Genomic DNA, 16534 nt, shown 5'->3' with positions numbered 1-16534 from the left:
GCGGCGTCTGACGGCCACAATGGGGGCGTGAGTACCTCCAGCCTCCCCGCCCTGCCCGTCGCCCCCGCCTCCGGCCGTTCCGATGTCGCCGCCCGGCTGCGGGACGCCCTGCTCCGGGCGTCCTTCACCGCCGACGGGCTGCTCGAGCTGCTCGGCGCCCCCGCGTACGCGGCGCTGGCGCGCAGCGAGATCGTGCCCGCGCTCCGGGCGACGCGTGGGGACACGCCGCTGGAGGTGCTCGTACGGCTGTTCCTGCTGCAGCAGCCCGTGCCGCACGCGCGCGTGGAGGGCGTGCTGCCTCTCGACGCCCTTCTGGAGAGCGGGTGGCTGGTGCGCGCCGGGGCCGACGAGGTGGCCGCGAGCGTGGACGTACGGCCGTACGGCGGGCCCGGTGGCGAGGACTGGTTCATCGTGTCCGACCTGGGGTGCGCGGTCGGCGGGGCGGGCGGTATCGGCAGCAGGGACGAGGGCGTCGTCCTGGGCGTCGGCGGCGCCTCGACGACCCTCGCCGGCATCACCGTCCGTACGCCGGTCTCCTCGGCGCTCGACCTCGGTACCGGCTCCGGCATCCAGGCGCTGCACGCCGCGCAGCACGCCACGCGCGTGACGGCGACCGACCTCAACCCGCGCGCGCTGCACATCACGGCGCTCACGCTGGCGCTCTCCGGCGCACCGGCGGCGGACCTGCGCGAGGGCTCGCTCTTCGAGCCGGTCCGCGATGACGAGACGTACGACCTGATCGTGTCGAACCCGCCGTTCGTGATCTCGCCGGGCGCTCGACTGACCTACCGGGACGGCGGGATGGGCGGGGACGATCTGTGCCGCTCGATCGTTCAGGGGGCGGGTGAGCGGCTGAGCGAGGGCGGGTTCGCACAGTTCCTCGCCAACTGGCAGCACGTGGAGGGGGAGGACTGGCAGGACAGGCTCAGGTCGTGGGTGCCGCGCGGGTGCGACGCGTGGATCGTGCAGCGCGAGGTGCAGGACGTCACGCAGTACGCCGAGTTGTGGCTCAGGGATGCCGGTGACCACCGTGGGGACCCGGCCGAGTACCAGGCGCGGTACGACGCGTGGCTGGACGAGTTCGAGGCGCGCAAGGTGAAGGCCGTCGGGTTCGGCTGGATCACGCTGCGGAAGACGGCTGCCGCCGAGCCCTCGATCACCGTGGAGGAGTGGCCGCACCCGGTCGAGCAGCCGCTCGGCGACACCGTACGGGCGCACTTCGACCGCCTCGCCTATCTGCGGGCGCACGACGACGCGGCCTTGCTGGAAGGGCACTTCCGGCTCGCCGGCGAGGTCGTGCAGGAGCAGGTCGGGCTGCCGGGCGCCGAGGACCCGGAGCATGTGGTGCTGCGTCAGCACCGTGGGATGCGCCGGGCCACCAAGGTGGACACGGTCGGCGCGGGCTTCGCGGGCGTGTGCGACGGCTCGCTGAGCGCCGGGCGCATCCTGGACGCGATCGCCCAACTGATCGGCGAGGACCCGGTGTTGCTGCGCGACCGTACGCCCGCGCAGATCAGGCTGCTGGTGGAGCAGGGGTTCCTCGTGCCGGCCGAGTGATCCCGCGCCGCACGTCGCCCCTGGGGCGGTCCCGTACCTCTGACACCGGTGTGCCCGATCTGGCGGGATTTACGGGATTGGTGATGAAAAGTACTCCTGTCAGTGGTGCATGCGACGCTACTTTCTAGAGACAGGCTCCACGCGTCCTCGGGGGAGGCGCGCTGTCTCGGGGGAGGCACCATGGCTGGTGAGACGCCGCAGCACGGCGAAGGCCGGATGATCAACGGGCGGTACCGGCTGGTGCGGACCCTAGGAGCGGGCGGCATGGGCCGGGTCTGGCTCGCCCACGACGTGGAGCTGGCCTGCGAGGTCGCCGTCAAGGAGATCGCGCTGCCGGAGGTGCCGACGGACGGGGAGGAGATCGCGCAGCGCATCGCCCGCGCCCGCAGCGAGGCCCGGCACGCGGCGCGGCTGCGCGGCCACCCGCATGTGGCGACGGTGCACGACGTGGTGGTGCACGAAGGCCTCCCGTGGATCGTCATGGAGTACGTCCCGGACGCGGTCGACCTCCAGGCGGTGATCCGGAGTTCGGGCCCGCTGCCGCCCGACCGGGTGGCCCTGATCGGGCTCGCCGTCCTGGACGCGCTCATGGCGGGGCACCGTATCGGCATCCTCCACAGGGATGTGAAACCGGCCAACATCCTTCTGGCGCCCGACGCTTCGGGCGACGCCTACGCGCGCGTGCTGCTCACCGACTACGGCATCGCCCTCATGCCCGAGTCCCGCGAACCCCGGCTCACCGCCACCGCCGGCATCCTCGGCACCCCCGGCTACCTCGCGCCGGAACGCGCGCGTGGCGAGCCGCCCACCCCGGCCGCCGACCTGTTCTCGCTGGGCGCCACGCTGTACGCGGCGGTCGAGGGCCGCGGCCCCTTCGACCGCAACGGCGACTACGCCACCCTCACGGCCCTGCTCGGCGAGGAGCCGGCCCCGGCGGTCCGTGCGGGCGAACTGGCGCCCGTGCTCCACGGGTTGCTGGTGAAGGACCCGACACGCCGGTCGGCGCCGGAGACGGTGCGGCAAGGGCTGGAGCGGGTCCTCCAGCAGGCCGCCGCGAGTGCGCCCGCGCAGGCCTTCGGCCCGCCTCAGGGGTACGTCGGGAGCGTTCCGCAGCCAGGCGTGCCGGGCGGTGTGCCGCCGGGATACGTGGCGAGCGCGCCGGCACAGGGCGGCACACCGAACACCCCTTCGGCGCCCGGATACGGGGCGGGTGGCGCGCCGGCGGGTTACGTCGCGGGCGGGCCGTACGGGGGAGCGCCGCCGGCCGCCCCGGTCGGGCCGCAGACGCCGGGGACACCGCAGACCCCCCACACCCCGCAGACACCGGGCGGGCCGCAGGGCCCGGGGCCGTATCCGGGCTGGAATCCCTACGCGAGCAGCCCCACGGTGACGTACGGAGGAGGGGGTACGCCGCCCCCGTACCCGGGTGGACCGGGGCAGAGCCCGACCGTCGTACCGAACAGCGGCGATCCAGGACGCCGTCGGCGAACCGTGATCGTCGTCGCCGTGGTGGCCGCGGTCGCCCTGGTGATCGGTGTCGGCGTGTGGGGAGCGGTCTCGCTGACGGGCAGGAAGAGCACCTCCGGGGCGCATCCGGGCGCCTCCGCGTCCCGGTCGCCGTCGTCCTCCGCGCCCAGCCCGACCGGGCCGGTCTACGTGTACGGCAAGGAGGTCGGGCTCACCAAGGCCTTGCAGGCGGGGGACTGTGTCAAGGCGGTCTGGACGGGTGAGCCGTTCAAGTCCGCGCCGAACCTCGGGGTGGTGGACTGTGCCGACGACACCCCCGAGGGCCAGGTGGTCGCCGTCGACTCGGCGGCGGACTACGCCGACGCGCGTGATCACGGAGCGGACCGCTGCGCTCGCCAGAGCAAACCGCTGGCGCAGAGCCTCCCGGACGCGGGGTACTACGCCGTGGTGCCCACACAGCAGGGGTTCGGCGTGGCCCAGGGGAGTACGGCCTGTCTCGTACTCGGCCGGCATGTTCCGATCGGGGGCGAGATCGGGAGGTTCCGGGACGCGGGCGTGGACATGTCCTCCGCCCAGATGAGCGTCGGCGACTGCTTCACCTACAAGCAGGACAAGGACACGATCCACACCTACCTCACCGACTGCGGCCAGGGACACACCGACCAGGTGATCGGCTTCGCTCAGGCTCCGGCGAACATGGACTTCGCGACCGGGACGAAGGAGCACGACAAGCTCTGCAGCAACAAGTTCCAGTCGACCTGGGCGCCGGGCACGAAGCGGTACATCACCGGCTGGTGGCCTTCGAAGGAGTACTGGAACCAGGGGTTCACGACGATGATCTGCACGTTGGAGCCCGCCGACGGCGGAAAGGAGACCGGACAGGCCACTCCTCCCGCCTCCGGCTCGGCGTGATGCGCCTCGGCCGGGGCGGCACGCGGCGGACCGGCCCCCGGGATTCACCCCCTGTTCGCCCGTGCGTCTCCCACCCGTGGGAACGTCCCGTCCCGGCACCCCGCACCGGAAGGACCCACCATGGAGAGCGGCCCGGCGATCTTCACCGGCACGGTGTTCGACCTGTTCGGAGCCGCTCTGCTGGTCTGGGTCGGCGTCCGGCTCCGGCACCGCCGACCCGTCGCCCTCGGTGTGAACCCGGTCGCATCCGCCACCGTCGCCGTGATCGCCGGCGTGTGTGCTCTCGTGCTCGGCGTGTGGTGTTTCGGGCGGGTGTGACGACGGTCGGCGACGCGATCTCCCAAAGGCCCGCCGACCTGGTCCGGGGGTAATCGACGACCTGGTCCGAGGGCAATTGAGAGGTGGCCTTCCCCATGATCCCGGAATGCCGCTGGCCACTCCGGGCGGCAGGAATGGCACGACTCGGGTTACCGTTCGAGTGGCCGTTGTGGGCTTTTCCCGTTTGACACGGGGGCGGGATGTACCGTCACACTCCGCAGCGTCACCATGACTGTGCCCCGGGACGTAGGCCTGGGGAGGCCCCAGCGTCGACCGGAGAGAGAAGAGCGAAGTTGTCCCCGACCAGCGAGACCGCACACGGCGGCCGCCGACTCGTCATCGTCGAGTCGCCTGCCAAGGCGAAGACGATCAAGGGCTATCTCGGCCCTGGTTACGTCGTCGAGGCGAGCGTCGGGCACATCCGCGACCTCCCCAACGGCGCGGCCGAGGTGCCGGAGAAGTACACCGGCGAGGTCCGCCGCCTCGGTGTGGACGTCGACCACGACTTCCAGCCGATCTATGTGGTCAACGCCGACAAGCGGGCCCAGGTCAAGAAGCTCAAGGACCTGCTCGCCGACTCGGACGAGCTCTTCCTCGCCACCGATGAGGACCGCGAGGGCGAGGCCATCGCCTGGCACCTCCAGGAAGTGCTCAAGCCCAAGGTCCCGGTCAAGCGGATGGTCTTCCACGAGATCACCAAGGCCGCGATCCAGGCCGCCGTCGCCAACCCGCGCGAGCTGAACCAGAAGCTGGTCGACGCCCAGGAGACCCGCCGCATCCTCGACCGTCTCTACGGCTACGAGGTCTCGCCGGTCCTGTGGAAGAAGGTCATGCCGCGTCTGTCGGCCGGCCGTGTCCAGTCGGTCGCCACCCGGCTCGTGGTGGAGCGGGAACGCGAGCGCATCGCGTTTCGTTCCGCCGAGTACTGGGACCTGACGGGCACCTTCGCGACCGGCCGCGCGGGGGACCCGTCGGACCCGTCGTCGCTGGTCGCCCGCCTGGGGACCGTCGACGGCAGGCGGGTCGCGCAGGGCCGCGACTTCGACTCCCTGGGACAACTCAAGAGCGAGCAGGTCCTGCACCTCGACGAGGCGAACGCCCGCGCCCTGGCCGCCGCCCTGGAGAACACCCGGTTCTCCGTCCGGTCCGTCGAGTCCAAGCCGTACCGCCGCTCGCCGTACGCCCCCTTCCGTACGACGACGCTCCAGCAGGAGGCGAGCCGCAAGCTCGGCTTCGGCGCCAAGGCGACCATGCAGGTGGCCCAGAAGCTGTACGAGAACGGCTTCATCACCTACATGCGTACGGACTCCACGACCCTCAGCGACACCGCCGTGGCCGCCGCCCGCGCCCAGGTCACGCAGCTGTACGGCGCCGACTACCTGCCGTCGGCCCCGCGGACGTACGCCGGGAAGGTGAAGAACGCGCAGGAGGCGCACGAGGCGATCCGCCCCTCGGGTGATCGTTTCCGCACGCCCGCCGAGACCGGCCTGACCGGCGACCAGTTCAAGCTCTACGAGCTGATCTGGAAGCGGACCGTCGCCTCCCAGATGAAGGACGCGATCGGCAACAGCGTGACCGTCAAGATCGGTGGCACGGCCGCCGACGGCCGGGACGTCGAGTTCAGCGCCTCGGGCAAGACGATCACCTTCCACGGCTTCCTCAAGGCCTACGTCGAGGGCGCCGACGACCCGAACGCCGAACTGGACGACCGCGAGCGCCGGCTGCCGCAGGTCGCCGAGGGCGACCGGCTCAGCGCCGAGGAGATCACGGTCGACGGGCACGCCACCAAGCCCCCGGCCCGCTACACCGAGGCCAGCCTGGTCAAGGAGCTCGAAGAGCGCGAGATCGGCCGCCCGTCGACGTACGCGTCGATCATCGGCACCATCCTCGACCGCGGCTATGTCTTCAAGAAGGGCACGGCACTCGTCCCGTCCTTCCTGTCCTTCGCCGTGGTCAACCTCCTGGAGAAGCACTTCGGTCGGCTCGTCGACTACGACTTCACCGCCAGGATGGAGGACGACCTCGACCGCATCGCGGCCGGCCAGGCCCAGTCCGTGCCGTGGCTGAGGCGCTTCTACTTCGGTGAGGGCACCGCCACGGGCGGCGCGGCCGAGGCGGGCAACGGCGACGGGGACCACCTCGGCGGTCTCAAGGAGCTGGTGACCGACCTGGGCGCGATCGACGCACGCGAGGTGTCGTCGTTCCCGGTGGGCAACGGCATCGTGCTCAGGGTCGGGCGCTACGGCCCGTACATCGAGCGCGGCGAGAAGGACTCCGAGAACCACCAGCGGGCGGACGTCCCGGAGGACCTGGCGCCGGACGAGCTGTCGATCGAGCTCGCGGAGGAGCTGCTCGCCAAGCCGAGCGGCGACTTCGAGCTCGGTGCCGACCCGGAGTCCGGCCACCAGATCATCGCCCGGGACGGCCGCTACGGCCCGTACGTCACCGAGGTGCTCCCCGAGGGCACCCCGAAGACCGGCAAGAACGCCGTCAAGCCGCGTACGGCCTCGCTGTTCAAGTCGATGTCCCTCGACACGGTGACGCTCGCCGACGCCCTCAAGCTGATGTCGCTGCCGCGTGTCGTCGGCGCGGACGCCGAGGGCCAGGAGATCACCGCGCAGAACGGCCGCTACGGGCCGTACCTGAAGAAGGGCACCGACTCGCGCTCGCTGCAGACCGAGGACCAGCTCTTCACGATCACCCTCGAAGAGGCGCTGGAGATCTACTCCCAGCCCAAGCAGCGGGGCCGGGCCGCCGCCAAGCCGCCGCTGAAGGAGCTGGGCACCGACCCGATCAGCGAGAAGCCGGTCGTGGTCAAGGACGGCCGCTTCGGGCCGTACGTCACCGACGGGGAGACCAACGCGACCCTGCGCTCCGGCGACAGCGTCGAGACGATCACCCCGGAGCGCGGCTTCGAACTCCTCGCCGAGAAGCGGGCGAAGGCCCCCGCCAAGAAGACGGCGAAGAAGGCGCCCGCGAAGAAGGCCCCGGCCAAGAAGGCGACGGCGGCCAAGAAGACCGCCGCCAAGAAGACGACGACGGCGGCGAAGAAGACGACCGCCAAGAAGACGACCGCGGCGAAGAAGGCGACGGCCACGGAGTGACGGGGGTTCGGGGCCGGGCCTGTTGAGGGCCGGCTCCTTCACCACCTGTTCGCAAAACGAACGCCCCGATATCGCTTTGGTGTCGGGGCGTGCGCACGTTCGGGCGCGCGCACTGGGTTGTCAGTCGCTCCCGATAGGCTGAAAGCATGACGCGAGCGGAGCAGCCAACGGCCCACCACCCGGCCCCCGACGACGCCCTTGTCGCGGACTCCCGCGAGCGCGCCGTCCGCGCCCTGCTGAGCCGTCCGCAGCTGAGGCGGCTGTGGAGCGCGCACCTCGTGGGGTCGGTCGGCGACACCCTCGCCCTCCTCGTGCTGGTGGTCCTCGCCCTCCAGGCGGCCATCGTCGAGGGCTCCTTCGGGGGCAACTACCGGGGCGTGGCGTTCGCAGTGGCGACCGTTTTCGGGGTGCGCATCCTGGCGACGCTGCTCTTCGGCGCCGTACTCCTCGGTCCGCTCACCTCGTTGACCGCGCAGGAAGGCCCGCTCGACCGCCGCTGGACCATGGTCGGCGCCGACGGCGTCCGGGTCCTCGCGCTGATCGTCGCTCCCCTCTGGATCGACTGGACGCCGGACAACGCGCTGGCGGTCCTGCTGGTCACCGCCTTCGTGACCGGAGTCGCCGAGCGCTTCTGGACGGTGTGCCGCGAGAGCGCCGCGCCCGCGCTGCTGCCCGCCCCGCCGCTGGAGGGCGCGACGGTACGGCCGCTGCCGGACCACATGGACGCGCTGCGCCGCCTGTCGCTCCGTACGACCTTCGTGGCGATCCCCCTGGCTGCCGCCGCGCTCGTCGTCGCGGCGCTGCTCAACAACCTTCTGGGCGCCGGGATCGACTGGTTCGAGCAGCATCAGGCGGCCCTCGCCTCGTATGTGGCGGCCGGCCTGTTCGCCGCGTCCCTGTCCGTCGTGACCTTCCTCGAACTGCCCGACACCCGCACCCCACGCGCGCGTTCGCCGCTCGAGGGCCTGCGCCGCCCCAAGACGGGCACGGGCGTCGACAAGGGCCGTACGGGCGCCATCCCGCTGCTGGTGCTCGCCGCCGCGGCCGTCGCGGGTGCGATCTCCGCGGCCGTCGCCGTGTGCGTGCTGCACGCCAAGGACCTGGGCGGCGGCCCCACGCTGTTCGGGCTGCTGGTGCTCGCGCTGACCGGCGGTGTCGTCGTCGGCATCCGTACGGCGCCGAAGCTGCTGGTGGCGCTGTCCCGGCGCCGGCTGCTCGCGCTGGCGATCGCCTTCACCGGCGTCGCGCTGCTGGCCGCCGGTCTCGTCCCGGACGTCACCAGCGTCGTGCTGATCGTCGGGCTGGCCGGCACCGGCGCGGGCGTGGCCGCCAACATCGCGCACACGCTGCTCGACCAGGAGGCCGAGGACTACCGGCGGGCGCGCACGACGGAGCATCTGCACGCGGTCGTACGGGTCTCGGTGGCGCTCGGCGCGGTCATCGCCCCGGTCGTCGCCGCGGGCATCGGCCCGCACCGCCTGGAGAACGGCAGGTTCGTGTTCGCGCACGGCGGCGCCGCCTTCACCCTCATGCTGGTCGGCGCGCTGCTGCTGCCGGTGGCCGCGCTGGTGCTGGCCAAGGTCGACGACCGCTCCGGTGTGCCGCTGCGGCACGACCTGCGGGACGCGCTGCTCGGCGGCGACGACCCGGTGACGGTGCCCGCCGCCAACGGCTTCTTCATCGCCCTGGAGGGCGGCGACGGCGCCGGCAAGTCCACGCAGGCCGAGGCCCTCGCCGAGTGGATCCGGGCCAAGGGCCACGAGGTCGTGGTGACGCGCGAGCCGGGCGCGACGCCGGTCGGCAAGCGGCTGCGGTCGATCCTGCTGGACGTGTCGAGCGCCGGGCTGTCGCACCGGGCGGAGGCGCTGCTGTACGCGGCGGACCGGGCGGAACACGTGGACACCGTGGTGCGGCCCGCGCTGGAGCGCGGCGCGGTCGTCGTCTCCGACCGGTACATCGACTCGTCGGTCGCCTACCAGGGCGCGGGCCGTGACCTGTCCCCGACGGAGATCGCCCGTATCAACCGGTGGGCGACGAACGGGCTGGTGCCCCACCTGACCGTCCTGCTGGACATCTCCCCGGAGAGCGCCCGCGAGCGGTTCACCGAGGCGCCGGACCGGCTGGAGTCCGAGCCCGCCGAGTTCCACGCGCGCGTGCGGTCCGGATTCCTGGCGCTCGCCGCGGCCGACCCCGGGCGGTACCTGGTGGTGGACGCCGGCCAGGAGCCCGAGGCCGTCACCACCGTCGTACGGCACCGGCTCGACCAGATGCTGCCGCTGTCCGAGGCCGAGGTGAAGGCCCAGGAGGAGGCGCGGAAGAAGGCCGAGGAGGAGGCCCGCCGCAAGGCCGAGGAGGAGGCCGCCCGGAAGGCCGAGGAGGAGCGGCTGGAGCGTGAGCGCCAGGAGCAGCTCGCCAAGCTGCGCGCCGAGGAGGAGGAGCGCAAGCGGCGCGAACTGGAGGAGGCGCAGCGGCGCGAGGCCGAGCGGCAGGCGGAGGAGGCCCGGCAGCGGGCCGAGGAAGCGCGCCGGCGGGCCGAGGAGGAGCGGCAGCGGCTGCTCGCCGAGGAGAAGGCGCGCGCCGAGGAGGAGGCCCGCCGCAAGGTCGACGAGGAGCGGCGGCGCAAGCAGGCCGAGGAGGAGGCCCGGCTGCACGCCGAGGCCGAGGCCCGGCGGCTGGAGAAGCAGCGGAAGGCCGAGGAGGCGTTGCTGCGGGCGGAGGAGGCCCGACGGCTCGCCGAGCAGGCAGCGGCCGCCGCGGAGGCGGGGCCCAAGCAGCCGACGGCGCCCGCGGTGCCGGTCGACGCGGCGACTGTGCCCACACCGGTGGTGACGCCGACGAACGCGTCCGGCGGGCCGGTGGAGGAGACGGCCGTGTTGCGGCCGGTTCGGGGCGACGAGGACGGGGCCGGCGGTGCGGGCCGTGGCCGTGGTGCCGGTGCGCGGTCCCGCGGCCGGTCCGAGGGTGGGTCCGACGCGGAGGTGACGACACAGCTGCCGCAGCCGCCGGCTCCTGCGGGGGCGGCGGACGAGACGGCGGTGTTGCCTCCGGTGGTGCCGGGGGCGGCCGACGAGACGGCTGTGCTGCCACCCGTCGTGCCGGGGGCCGCCGACGAGACGGCTGTGTTGCCGCCGGTGGCTCCTGGGGCCGAGGACGAGACCGCCGTGTTGCCTCCGGTGCGGGGTGAGGATCCTTCGGACCGGGTGCCGTCCGGGTTCTTCCGGGACGAGGACCGGGCGGCGGGTGGCCGGCCGGACGGGGCCGAGGACCGTACGCGGGAGATGCCTCAGGTCGATGCCGAGGGGACGCCTCGGCGGCGGGCTCCATCGGACTGGGCCGAGGAGACTCCGTTGGACGATCTGCCTTCGCTGGCCGACGAGTTGCTCGGGCCGCACGAGGACGATCACGACGACGATCGCGGACGGCGCAGGCGAGGGCGTCGGGGCTGACGGCGGCCGTCCCTCTGTTGTCAGTGCCGGCCTTCACGACCGGTTGTCAGTGCCGGCCTTCACAATGGATCCCGCAACACGAACCGTGACGAAAGGGCGGGGTGACCTGTGACTGTCTGGGACGACCTCGTGGGCCAGGAGAAGGTGGCCGAGCAGTTGGGTGCCGCTGCTCGGGATGCCGATGCCCTCGTCACCGCCACCACGGCCGGCGCACCGCCGCCCGAGGCGTCGAAGATGACCCATGCCTGGCTGTTCACCGGACCTCCCGGTGCCGGGCGGAACCAGGCGGCGCGGGCCTTCGCCGCCGCGCTGCAGTGCGTGTCGCCGGACCGGGCGCTGGGCGGGTCCCCCGGCTGCGGGTTCTGCGACGGCTGTCACACGGCCCTCGTCGGGACGCACGCCGACGTCACCACCGTCGCCGCCGTCGGCACGCAGATCCTCGCCGACGACATGCGGGACACCGTACGGAAGTCGTTCACATCGCCGGCGAACGGCCGTTGGCAGATCATCCTGGTCGAGGACGCCGAGCGGCTGAACGAGAAGTCGGCCAACGCCGTGCTGAAGGCGGTGGAGGAGCCCGCGCCGCGGACCGTCTGGCTGCTGTGCGCGCCGTCGATCGAGGACGTGCTGCCGACGATCCGCTCGCGTTGTCGGCACCTGAATCTGCTGACGCCGTCCGTGGACGCCGTCGCCGACATGCTCGTACGACGGGAAGGCATCGAGCCCGCCGTCGCCGCGGCCGCGGCCCGCGCCACGCAGGGACATGTCGACCGGGCCCGGCGCCTGGCCGCCGACCCGGCCGCCCGTGAGCGCCGCGCCGCCGTGCTGAAGCTGCCGCTGCGGGTCGAGGAGATCGGCAGTGCCCTCAAGGCCGCCCAGGAACTCGTCGACGCGGCCGCCGAGGACGCCAAGCAGCTCGCCGAGGAGATGGACGGCAAGGAGACCGAGGAGCTGAAGGCGGCCATGGGCGCATCCCAGGGCGGGCGGATGCCGCGCGGTACGGCGGGCGTGATGAAGGACCTGGAGGACAAGCAGAAGCGGCGCCGTACGCGCACGCAGCGCGACAGCCTCGACCTCGCCCTGACCGACCTCACCGGCTTCTACCGCGACGTCCTCGCCCTCCAGCTCGGCACCCGTGTCGCCCTGGCGAACGCGGACGCCGAGGACGCGCTGGAGCGGTTGGCCCGCGGCGGCTCCCCCGAAGCCACTCTCCGCCGTATCGAGGCGATCGCCGCCTGCCGCGAGGCCCTCGACCGCAACGTGGCCCCACTGCTCGCGGTGGAGGCGATGACGATGGCGCTGAGAGCGGGCTGAGCGAGGGCGCAGAGAGCCGGCGAGTGACGGCGCCCGCGCAACCGGCTCACCGATCAACGGGGATTGACCATCGATCGAGGTTGACCATCAAGGCAGGTTGACCATGTAACTCGTACGAGCCACGATGTGCGCGCACGGCATTCGATCCACTGCGCAGAGTTACGCTCGCCAGATGCACACCAGGCGCACCCCTCGCCCTCGCCCCCGTCGGTCCCGAGTCGTCGGCGCCCTCCTCGCCACCGCCGCGCTCCTGGTCTCGGCCTGCTCCGCCTCGGGTTCGGCCAGTTCCGGCAGCGGCCGGGCCGAGGTGGCGCTGGCCGCGCTGCCGCAGTCGACACCGTCCTCCCTGGCGCCGTACTACGCGCAGAAGCTGAGCTGGCGCAGCTGCGGTGCCCCCGGCTTCCAGTGCGCCACGATGAAGGCGCCGCTCGACTACGCGCACCCGGGCGACGGGGACGTACGGCTGGCCGTCGCCCGCAAGAAGGCCACGGGCAAGGGCAAGCCGCTGGGGTCGCTGCTGGTGAACCCGGGCGGGCCGGGCGGCTCGGCGGTCGGCTATCTGGAGCAGTACGCAGGCATCGGCTACCCGGCGGAGGTGCGCGCCCGGTACGACATGGTCGCGGTCGACCCGCGCGGGGTGGCCCGCAGCGAGCCGGTCGAGTGCCTGGGCGGCCGCCAGATGGACACGTACACGCAGACGGACACGACCCCCGACGACCGGAAGGAGACCGACGAACTCGTCGACGCGTACAAGAAGTTCGCGGAGGGCTGCGGGGCGCACTCGGCGAACCTGTTGCGGCATGTCTCCACCGTCGAGGCGGCCCGGGACATGGACATCCTGCGGGCGGTGCTCGGGGACCGGAAGCTGACGTATGTGGGGGCGTCGTACGGGACGTTCCTCGGGGCGACGTACGCCGGTCTCTTCCCGGACCGGGTCGGCCGGCTGGTCCTGGACGGCGCGATGGACCCGTCCCTCGACGCGCGTCGGCTGAACCTGGACCAGACGGCGGGCTTCGAGACGGCGTTCCAGTCCTTCGCGAAGGACTGCGTGCAGCAGCCGGACTGCCCGCTCGGCCACAAGGGAACGACACCTGCGCAGGTCGGCGTGAACCTCAGCGCGTTCTTCAGGAAGCTGGACGCCCACCCGATCGCCACCGGCGAGGCCGACGGCCGCAAGCTCGGGGAGGCCCTCGCCACCACCGGCGTGATCGCGGCGATGTACGACGAGGGCTCGTGGGCGCAGTTGCGCGAGGCACTGACCTCGGCGATGAAGGAGCACGACGGGGCGGGTCTGCTGGTCCTCTCCGACAGCTACTACGAGCGTGACGCCGACGGCCGCTACTCGAACCTGATGTTCGCCAACGCGGCGGTGAACTGCCTGGACCTGCCGTCGGGCTTCTCGTCCCCCGACCAGGTCGAGAAGGCGCTGCCGTCCTTCGAGAAGGCGTCCCCGGTCTTCGGCGAAGGCCTTGCCTGGGCGTCCCTGAACTGCGCGTACTGGCCCGTGAAGCCCACCGGTGAACCGCACCGCATCGAGGCGAGGGGCGCGGCCCCCATCGTGGTGGTCGGCACCACCCGAGACCCGGCGACCCCGTACCGCTGGGCCCGGTCCCTCTCCCACCAGCTCACCTCCGGCCGCCTCCTCACCTACGAGGGCGACGGCCACACCGCCTACGGCCGCGGCAGCGACTGCATCGACTCGGCGATCGACACGTTCCTGCTCCGCGGGACGCCGCCGGCGAAGGGCAAGCGCTGCGCCTGACGAAGGGTGAGCGCTGCACATAACCCCTGCTCGCAGCCCTGTGTCCCGCCTGCATCCCGCCTGCGCCACGCCCCGGAAGCCCCGCCTCCGGGGCGTGGTCGGAGCACCCCCGGAAACTGTGTAGACTTACCGACGTCGCTGATCGCACCATAGTGCAGACGGCGCGCCGCCTTAGCTCAGATGGCCAGAGCAACGCACTCGTAATGCGTAGGTCTCGGGTTCGAATCCCGAAGGCGGCTCAAAGAATCCCCAGGTTAGATGGCATCTGAGCTGGGGCTTTTGCTTTCCCTTGAAGGGTTCATGGTCTAAACCAATGCGCTATGGGGTGCGCGCGAAGGCCAGATGGGGCCCAGATTGCCTTGCGTATTGGTAATGCGTAGGTCGGTGGTTTGCTTTCTGTGACGGGATCTGCGGATCAGGCCTCTGAACTGGCCTTTCTCCTCGGGAGTAGACCGAGGGGGCCTATTGCGTGAGCCATGGGGAACGTACGGGGAACATGGCGTCGGGCAGCCTCCTCGTCGGAGGCGTCCGACGAGGAGGCTGCACCCTCGTCCTGTTCTTCTCCAGGCTGGCCCTGTACGTGTCGAGCGAACGCAGACGGCCGCGCGCACGCGGTGCTCGCGAGTCCGGCCGCCCTGTCGCGCCAGGCCGCGCTGCCGAGCCTAGGTGTGCCCTCACGTGGTCAGTGCTGGGCCGGGACGCCGAGGTCGTCGAGAAGGCCACAGACGTGGCGCTCGATGGCGTCGCGGATGGGGCGGACGTCGTCGACGGTCCTGCTCGCGGGATCGTCCAGCGTTCAGTCGAGATATCGCTTGCCGGGGAAGACCGGGCAGGCGTCGCCGCAGCCCATGCTGACGACGACATCGGCGGCGCGGACGATCTCGTCTGTCCAGGGCTTGGCGAACTCGCGGGAGATGTCGATGCCGGGCCACCGCCGTCACCGACCGCTGGGGCAACTCCCCATATGGACGCCTGTCCGGGCTGCTGGCCTCTCGCACCATCGCGTCTGCCCTGGCGCCATTCGCGGGAGCCGCGCTGGCCGGACCGCTCGGCGGCTATCCGGGGCCTGTTCGCCGTGCTCGCCCTGGCTTCCGCCGCAGCGGCCCTCCTTGCACTGGTGAGCTGACGTAGATCACTGCGGCGGGGCGTCTCGCGGTCAGACCCCGGGCACCCTCCAGGCTTCCACGGACGGTCAATTGCAGCAATTGCAGCCGGGGCGGCAGCCGCACGCGTCGTCCGGCTCAGTGCCGATGGCCGGGACCGCCGCCGCGGAGGGTGCGCAGCAGCCCTTGCCCTGCCAGGCGTCGCGACCTTCCTTTGTGGCGATGGCGGCGATGACGAGGGCGGCGATGGGATCGGCCCAGGACCAGCCGAGGGTGGCGTTGAGGACCAGGCCGACCAGGAGCACGGCCGAGAGGTAGGTGCACAGCAGGGTCTGCTTGGAGTCGGCGACCGCGCTGGCGGAGCCGAGTTCACGGCCCGCGCGGCGTTGGGCTGCTGACAGGAACGGCATTACCGCGAGCGAGAGGGCGGCGAGCACGATGCCGGGGATGGAGCGTTCCGCCTCCCCCGTGCCGGTCAGCGCGCGGACGGCGTCGACAGTGACGTAGGCGGCGAGCGCGAAAAACGACAGTGCGATGATCCGCAGCGTTGTCTTCTCCCGCGCCTCGCGCACGGCGTGCTCACGTGTGGAGAACTGCCAGGCCACCGCGGCGGCGGAGGAGACCTCGATGACCGAGTCGAGGCCGAAGCCGACCAGGGCGGTGGAGGAGGCGAGGGTGCCGGCAGTGATGGCGACGATCGCCTCGATGACGTTGTAGGTGATGGTCGCCGTGACCAGCAGACGTATCCGACGGGCGAGCGCGTCCCGGCGGGCCGGAGAAGGGCAGAGGGATATCGCGGCCATCAGCAGCAGCCCTTCTCGTCGGCGTCGGCACAGGTGCGGTCGGTCTCGACAGCCACCACAGCGGCACGCAGGTCGTCCAGCGCGTGGCCGAGGCGTTCGTCGGAGAGCTCGTACTGCGTGCGCCGGCCGTCGGGCATGGTGACGACCAGGCCGCAGTCGCGCAGGCATGCGAGGTGGTTGGAGAGCCGGGTGCGCGAGATGCCGAGCGTGTCGGCGAGATCGGCTGGGTAGGCCGGGGCCTCGCGCAGCGCGAGCAGGATGCGGCAGCGGATCGGGTCGGCGAGCGCGCGGCCGAACCGGGCCAGCACGTCGATGTCGGAGGCAACAGTCAGCACCCCCTGACAGTACAAGACTCCCTGAATTCAGAAAACCGTGAATCGGCAAGGGGGCCCAACTGGACACGGAAACGTGGTCCATTGGAACGGGCTCGTGCTCGGACTCGGCAGCGGCGATGGTGACCGTCTCCAGACCGCCGTAGGCGAAGACCGAGGTGAGCAGGCCGACGACCATGCCGTTCGTGCCGTGGGGCAGGAAGCCACCGACCCGGTGAGGTTCGCCGCTCCCGGAGCGTGCGTGTCCGGCAGCGCGCCGAGGATCGCGAGGGCGCCCAGCACCAGGAGGAGCGAGATCGCGCCGATCTTCAAGGCCGCCAGGACGGCGACGCGATCGAGTGCGACATCCTGGCGGGTGCGGCCAACGCCGTGCTGCGCGGTCTGCGCGAGCTGGAACTCGACCGCCGCGGATCCAT

The 16534-nt window shown here is 71.9% G+C and carries 9 protein-coding genes, 1 tRNA gene and 2 pseudogenes; 8 read left to right on the top strand and 4 right to left on the bottom strand.

Going from position 1 to position 16534, the window contains the following annotated elements; translation table 11 throughout:
• Window positions 1-27: 27 nt before the first annotated feature.
• The 8 genes from ACWC09_RS13405 (at window position 28) to ACWC09_RS13370 (ending at window position 14119) form a co-directional block, all read left to right on the top strand.
• Window positions 28-1557 carry a DUF7059 domain-containing protein gene (locus tag ACWC09_RS13405; protein ID WP_450850656.1) on the top strand — a complete coding sequence of 510 codons (1530 nt, stop codon included), beginning with the start codon at window positions 28-30 and terminating at the stop codon, window positions 1555-1557.
• Window positions 1558-1737: 180 nt separating this feature from the next.
• Window positions 1738-3936 carry a serine/threonine-protein kinase gene (locus ACWC09_RS13400; RefSeq protein ID WP_450850655.1) on the top strand — a complete coding sequence of 733 codons (2199 nt, stop codon included), beginning with the start codon at window positions 1738-1740 and terminating at the stop codon, window positions 3934-3936.
• Window positions 3937-4056: 120 nt separating this feature from the next.
• Window positions 4057-4254 carry a hypothetical protein gene (locus tag ACWC09_RS13395; RefSeq protein WP_450850654.1) on the top strand — a complete coding sequence of 66 codons (198 nt, stop codon included), beginning with the start codon at window positions 4057-4059 and terminating at the stop codon, window positions 4252-4254.
• A 293-nt stretch (window positions 4255-4547) separates the two neighbouring features.
• The gene (topA, locus tag ACWC09_RS13390) at window positions 4548-7358 is read left to right on the top strand and encodes a type I DNA topoisomerase (protein WP_450850653.1); all 2811 of its coding nucleotides are present in this window, start codon (window positions 4548-4550) and stop codon (window positions 7356-7358) included.
• Window positions 7359-7504: 146 nt separating this feature from the next.
• Window positions 7505-10804 carry a dTMP kinase gene (gene tmk, locus ACWC09_RS13385; RefSeq protein ID WP_450850652.1) on the top strand — a complete coding sequence of 1100 codons (3300 nt, stop codon included), beginning with the start codon at window positions 7505-7507 and terminating at the stop codon, window positions 10802-10804.
• A 108-nt stretch (window positions 10805-10912) separates the two neighbouring features.
• A complete protein-coding gene (locus ACWC09_RS13380; protein WP_450850651.1) occupies window positions 10913-12118 on the top strand; it encodes a DNA polymerase III subunit delta' in 1206 nt (401 codons plus the stop codon).
• 172 nt (window positions 12119-12290) lie between these two features.
• Entirely contained in the window at window positions 12291-13880 is a 1590-nt protein-coding gene (locus ACWC09_RS13375) for an alpha/beta hydrolase (protein WP_450850650.1), read from the top strand.
• Between the two features lie 165 nt (window positions 13881-14045).
• Window positions 14046-14119 (top strand) — tRNA-Thr (locus ACWC09_RS13370).
• A gap of 443 nt (window positions 14120-14562) precedes the next feature.
• On the opposite strand, the pseudogene ACWC09_RS13365 reads toward ACWC09_RS13370, so the two are convergent.
• The 4 genes and pseudogenes from ACWC09_RS13365 to ACWC09_RS13350 all read right to left on the bottom strand — a co-directional run.
• A pseudogene (locus tag ACWC09_RS13365) lies at window positions 14563-14805 on the bottom strand (arsenate reductase ArsC); the annotation flags it as partial.
• Between the two features lie 267 nt (window positions 14806-15072).
• A complete protein-coding gene (locus ACWC09_RS13360) occupies window positions 15073-15786 on the bottom strand; it encodes a cation transporter (protein ID WP_450850774.1) in 714 nt (237 codons plus the stop codon).
• Window positions 15786-16121, bottom strand: a complete 336-nt coding sequence (locus ACWC09_RS13355; protein ID WP_450850649.1) for an ArsR/SmtB family transcription factor — start codon at window positions 16119-16121, stop codon at window positions 15786-15788. The genes ACWC09_RS13360 and ACWC09_RS13355 overlap by 1 nt, the downstream gene beginning before the upstream one ends.
• A gap of 94 nt (window positions 16122-16215) precedes the next feature.
• A pseudogene (locus tag ACWC09_RS13350) lies at window positions 16216-16436 on the bottom strand (amino acid transporter); the annotation flags it as partial.
• Window positions 16437-16534 lie beyond the last annotated feature (98 nt).

The organism is Streptomyces sp. NPDC001617 (assembly GCF_053596855.1).
Note: the sequence above shows the minus strand (reverse complement) of the source record. Positions and strands in the feature narration are given on the sequence as shown.

Excerpts from the sequence above, each read along its gene's own strand:
- ACWC09_RS13400 (WP_450850655.1), top strand. The coding sequence starts at position 1,738 with ATGGCTGGTGAGACGCCGCAGCACGGCGAAGGCCGGATGATCAACGGG.
- ACWC09_RS13375 (WP_450850650.1), top strand. The coding sequence starts at position 12,291 with ATGCACACCAGGCGCACCCCTCGCCCTCGCCCCCGTCGGTCCCGAGTC.
- ACWC09_RS13395 (WP_450850654.1), top strand. The coding sequence starts at position 4,057 with ATGGAGAGCGGCCCGGCGATCTTCACCGGCACGGTGTTCGACCTGTTC.
- ACWC09_RS13360 (WP_450850774.1), bottom strand. The coding sequence starts at position 15,786 with ATGGCCGCGATATCCCTCTGCCCTTCTCCGGCCCGCCGGGACGCGCTC.
- tmk (WP_450850652.1), top strand. The coding sequence starts at position 7,505 with ATGACGCGAGCGGAGCAGCCAACGGCCCACCACCCGGCCCCCGACGAC.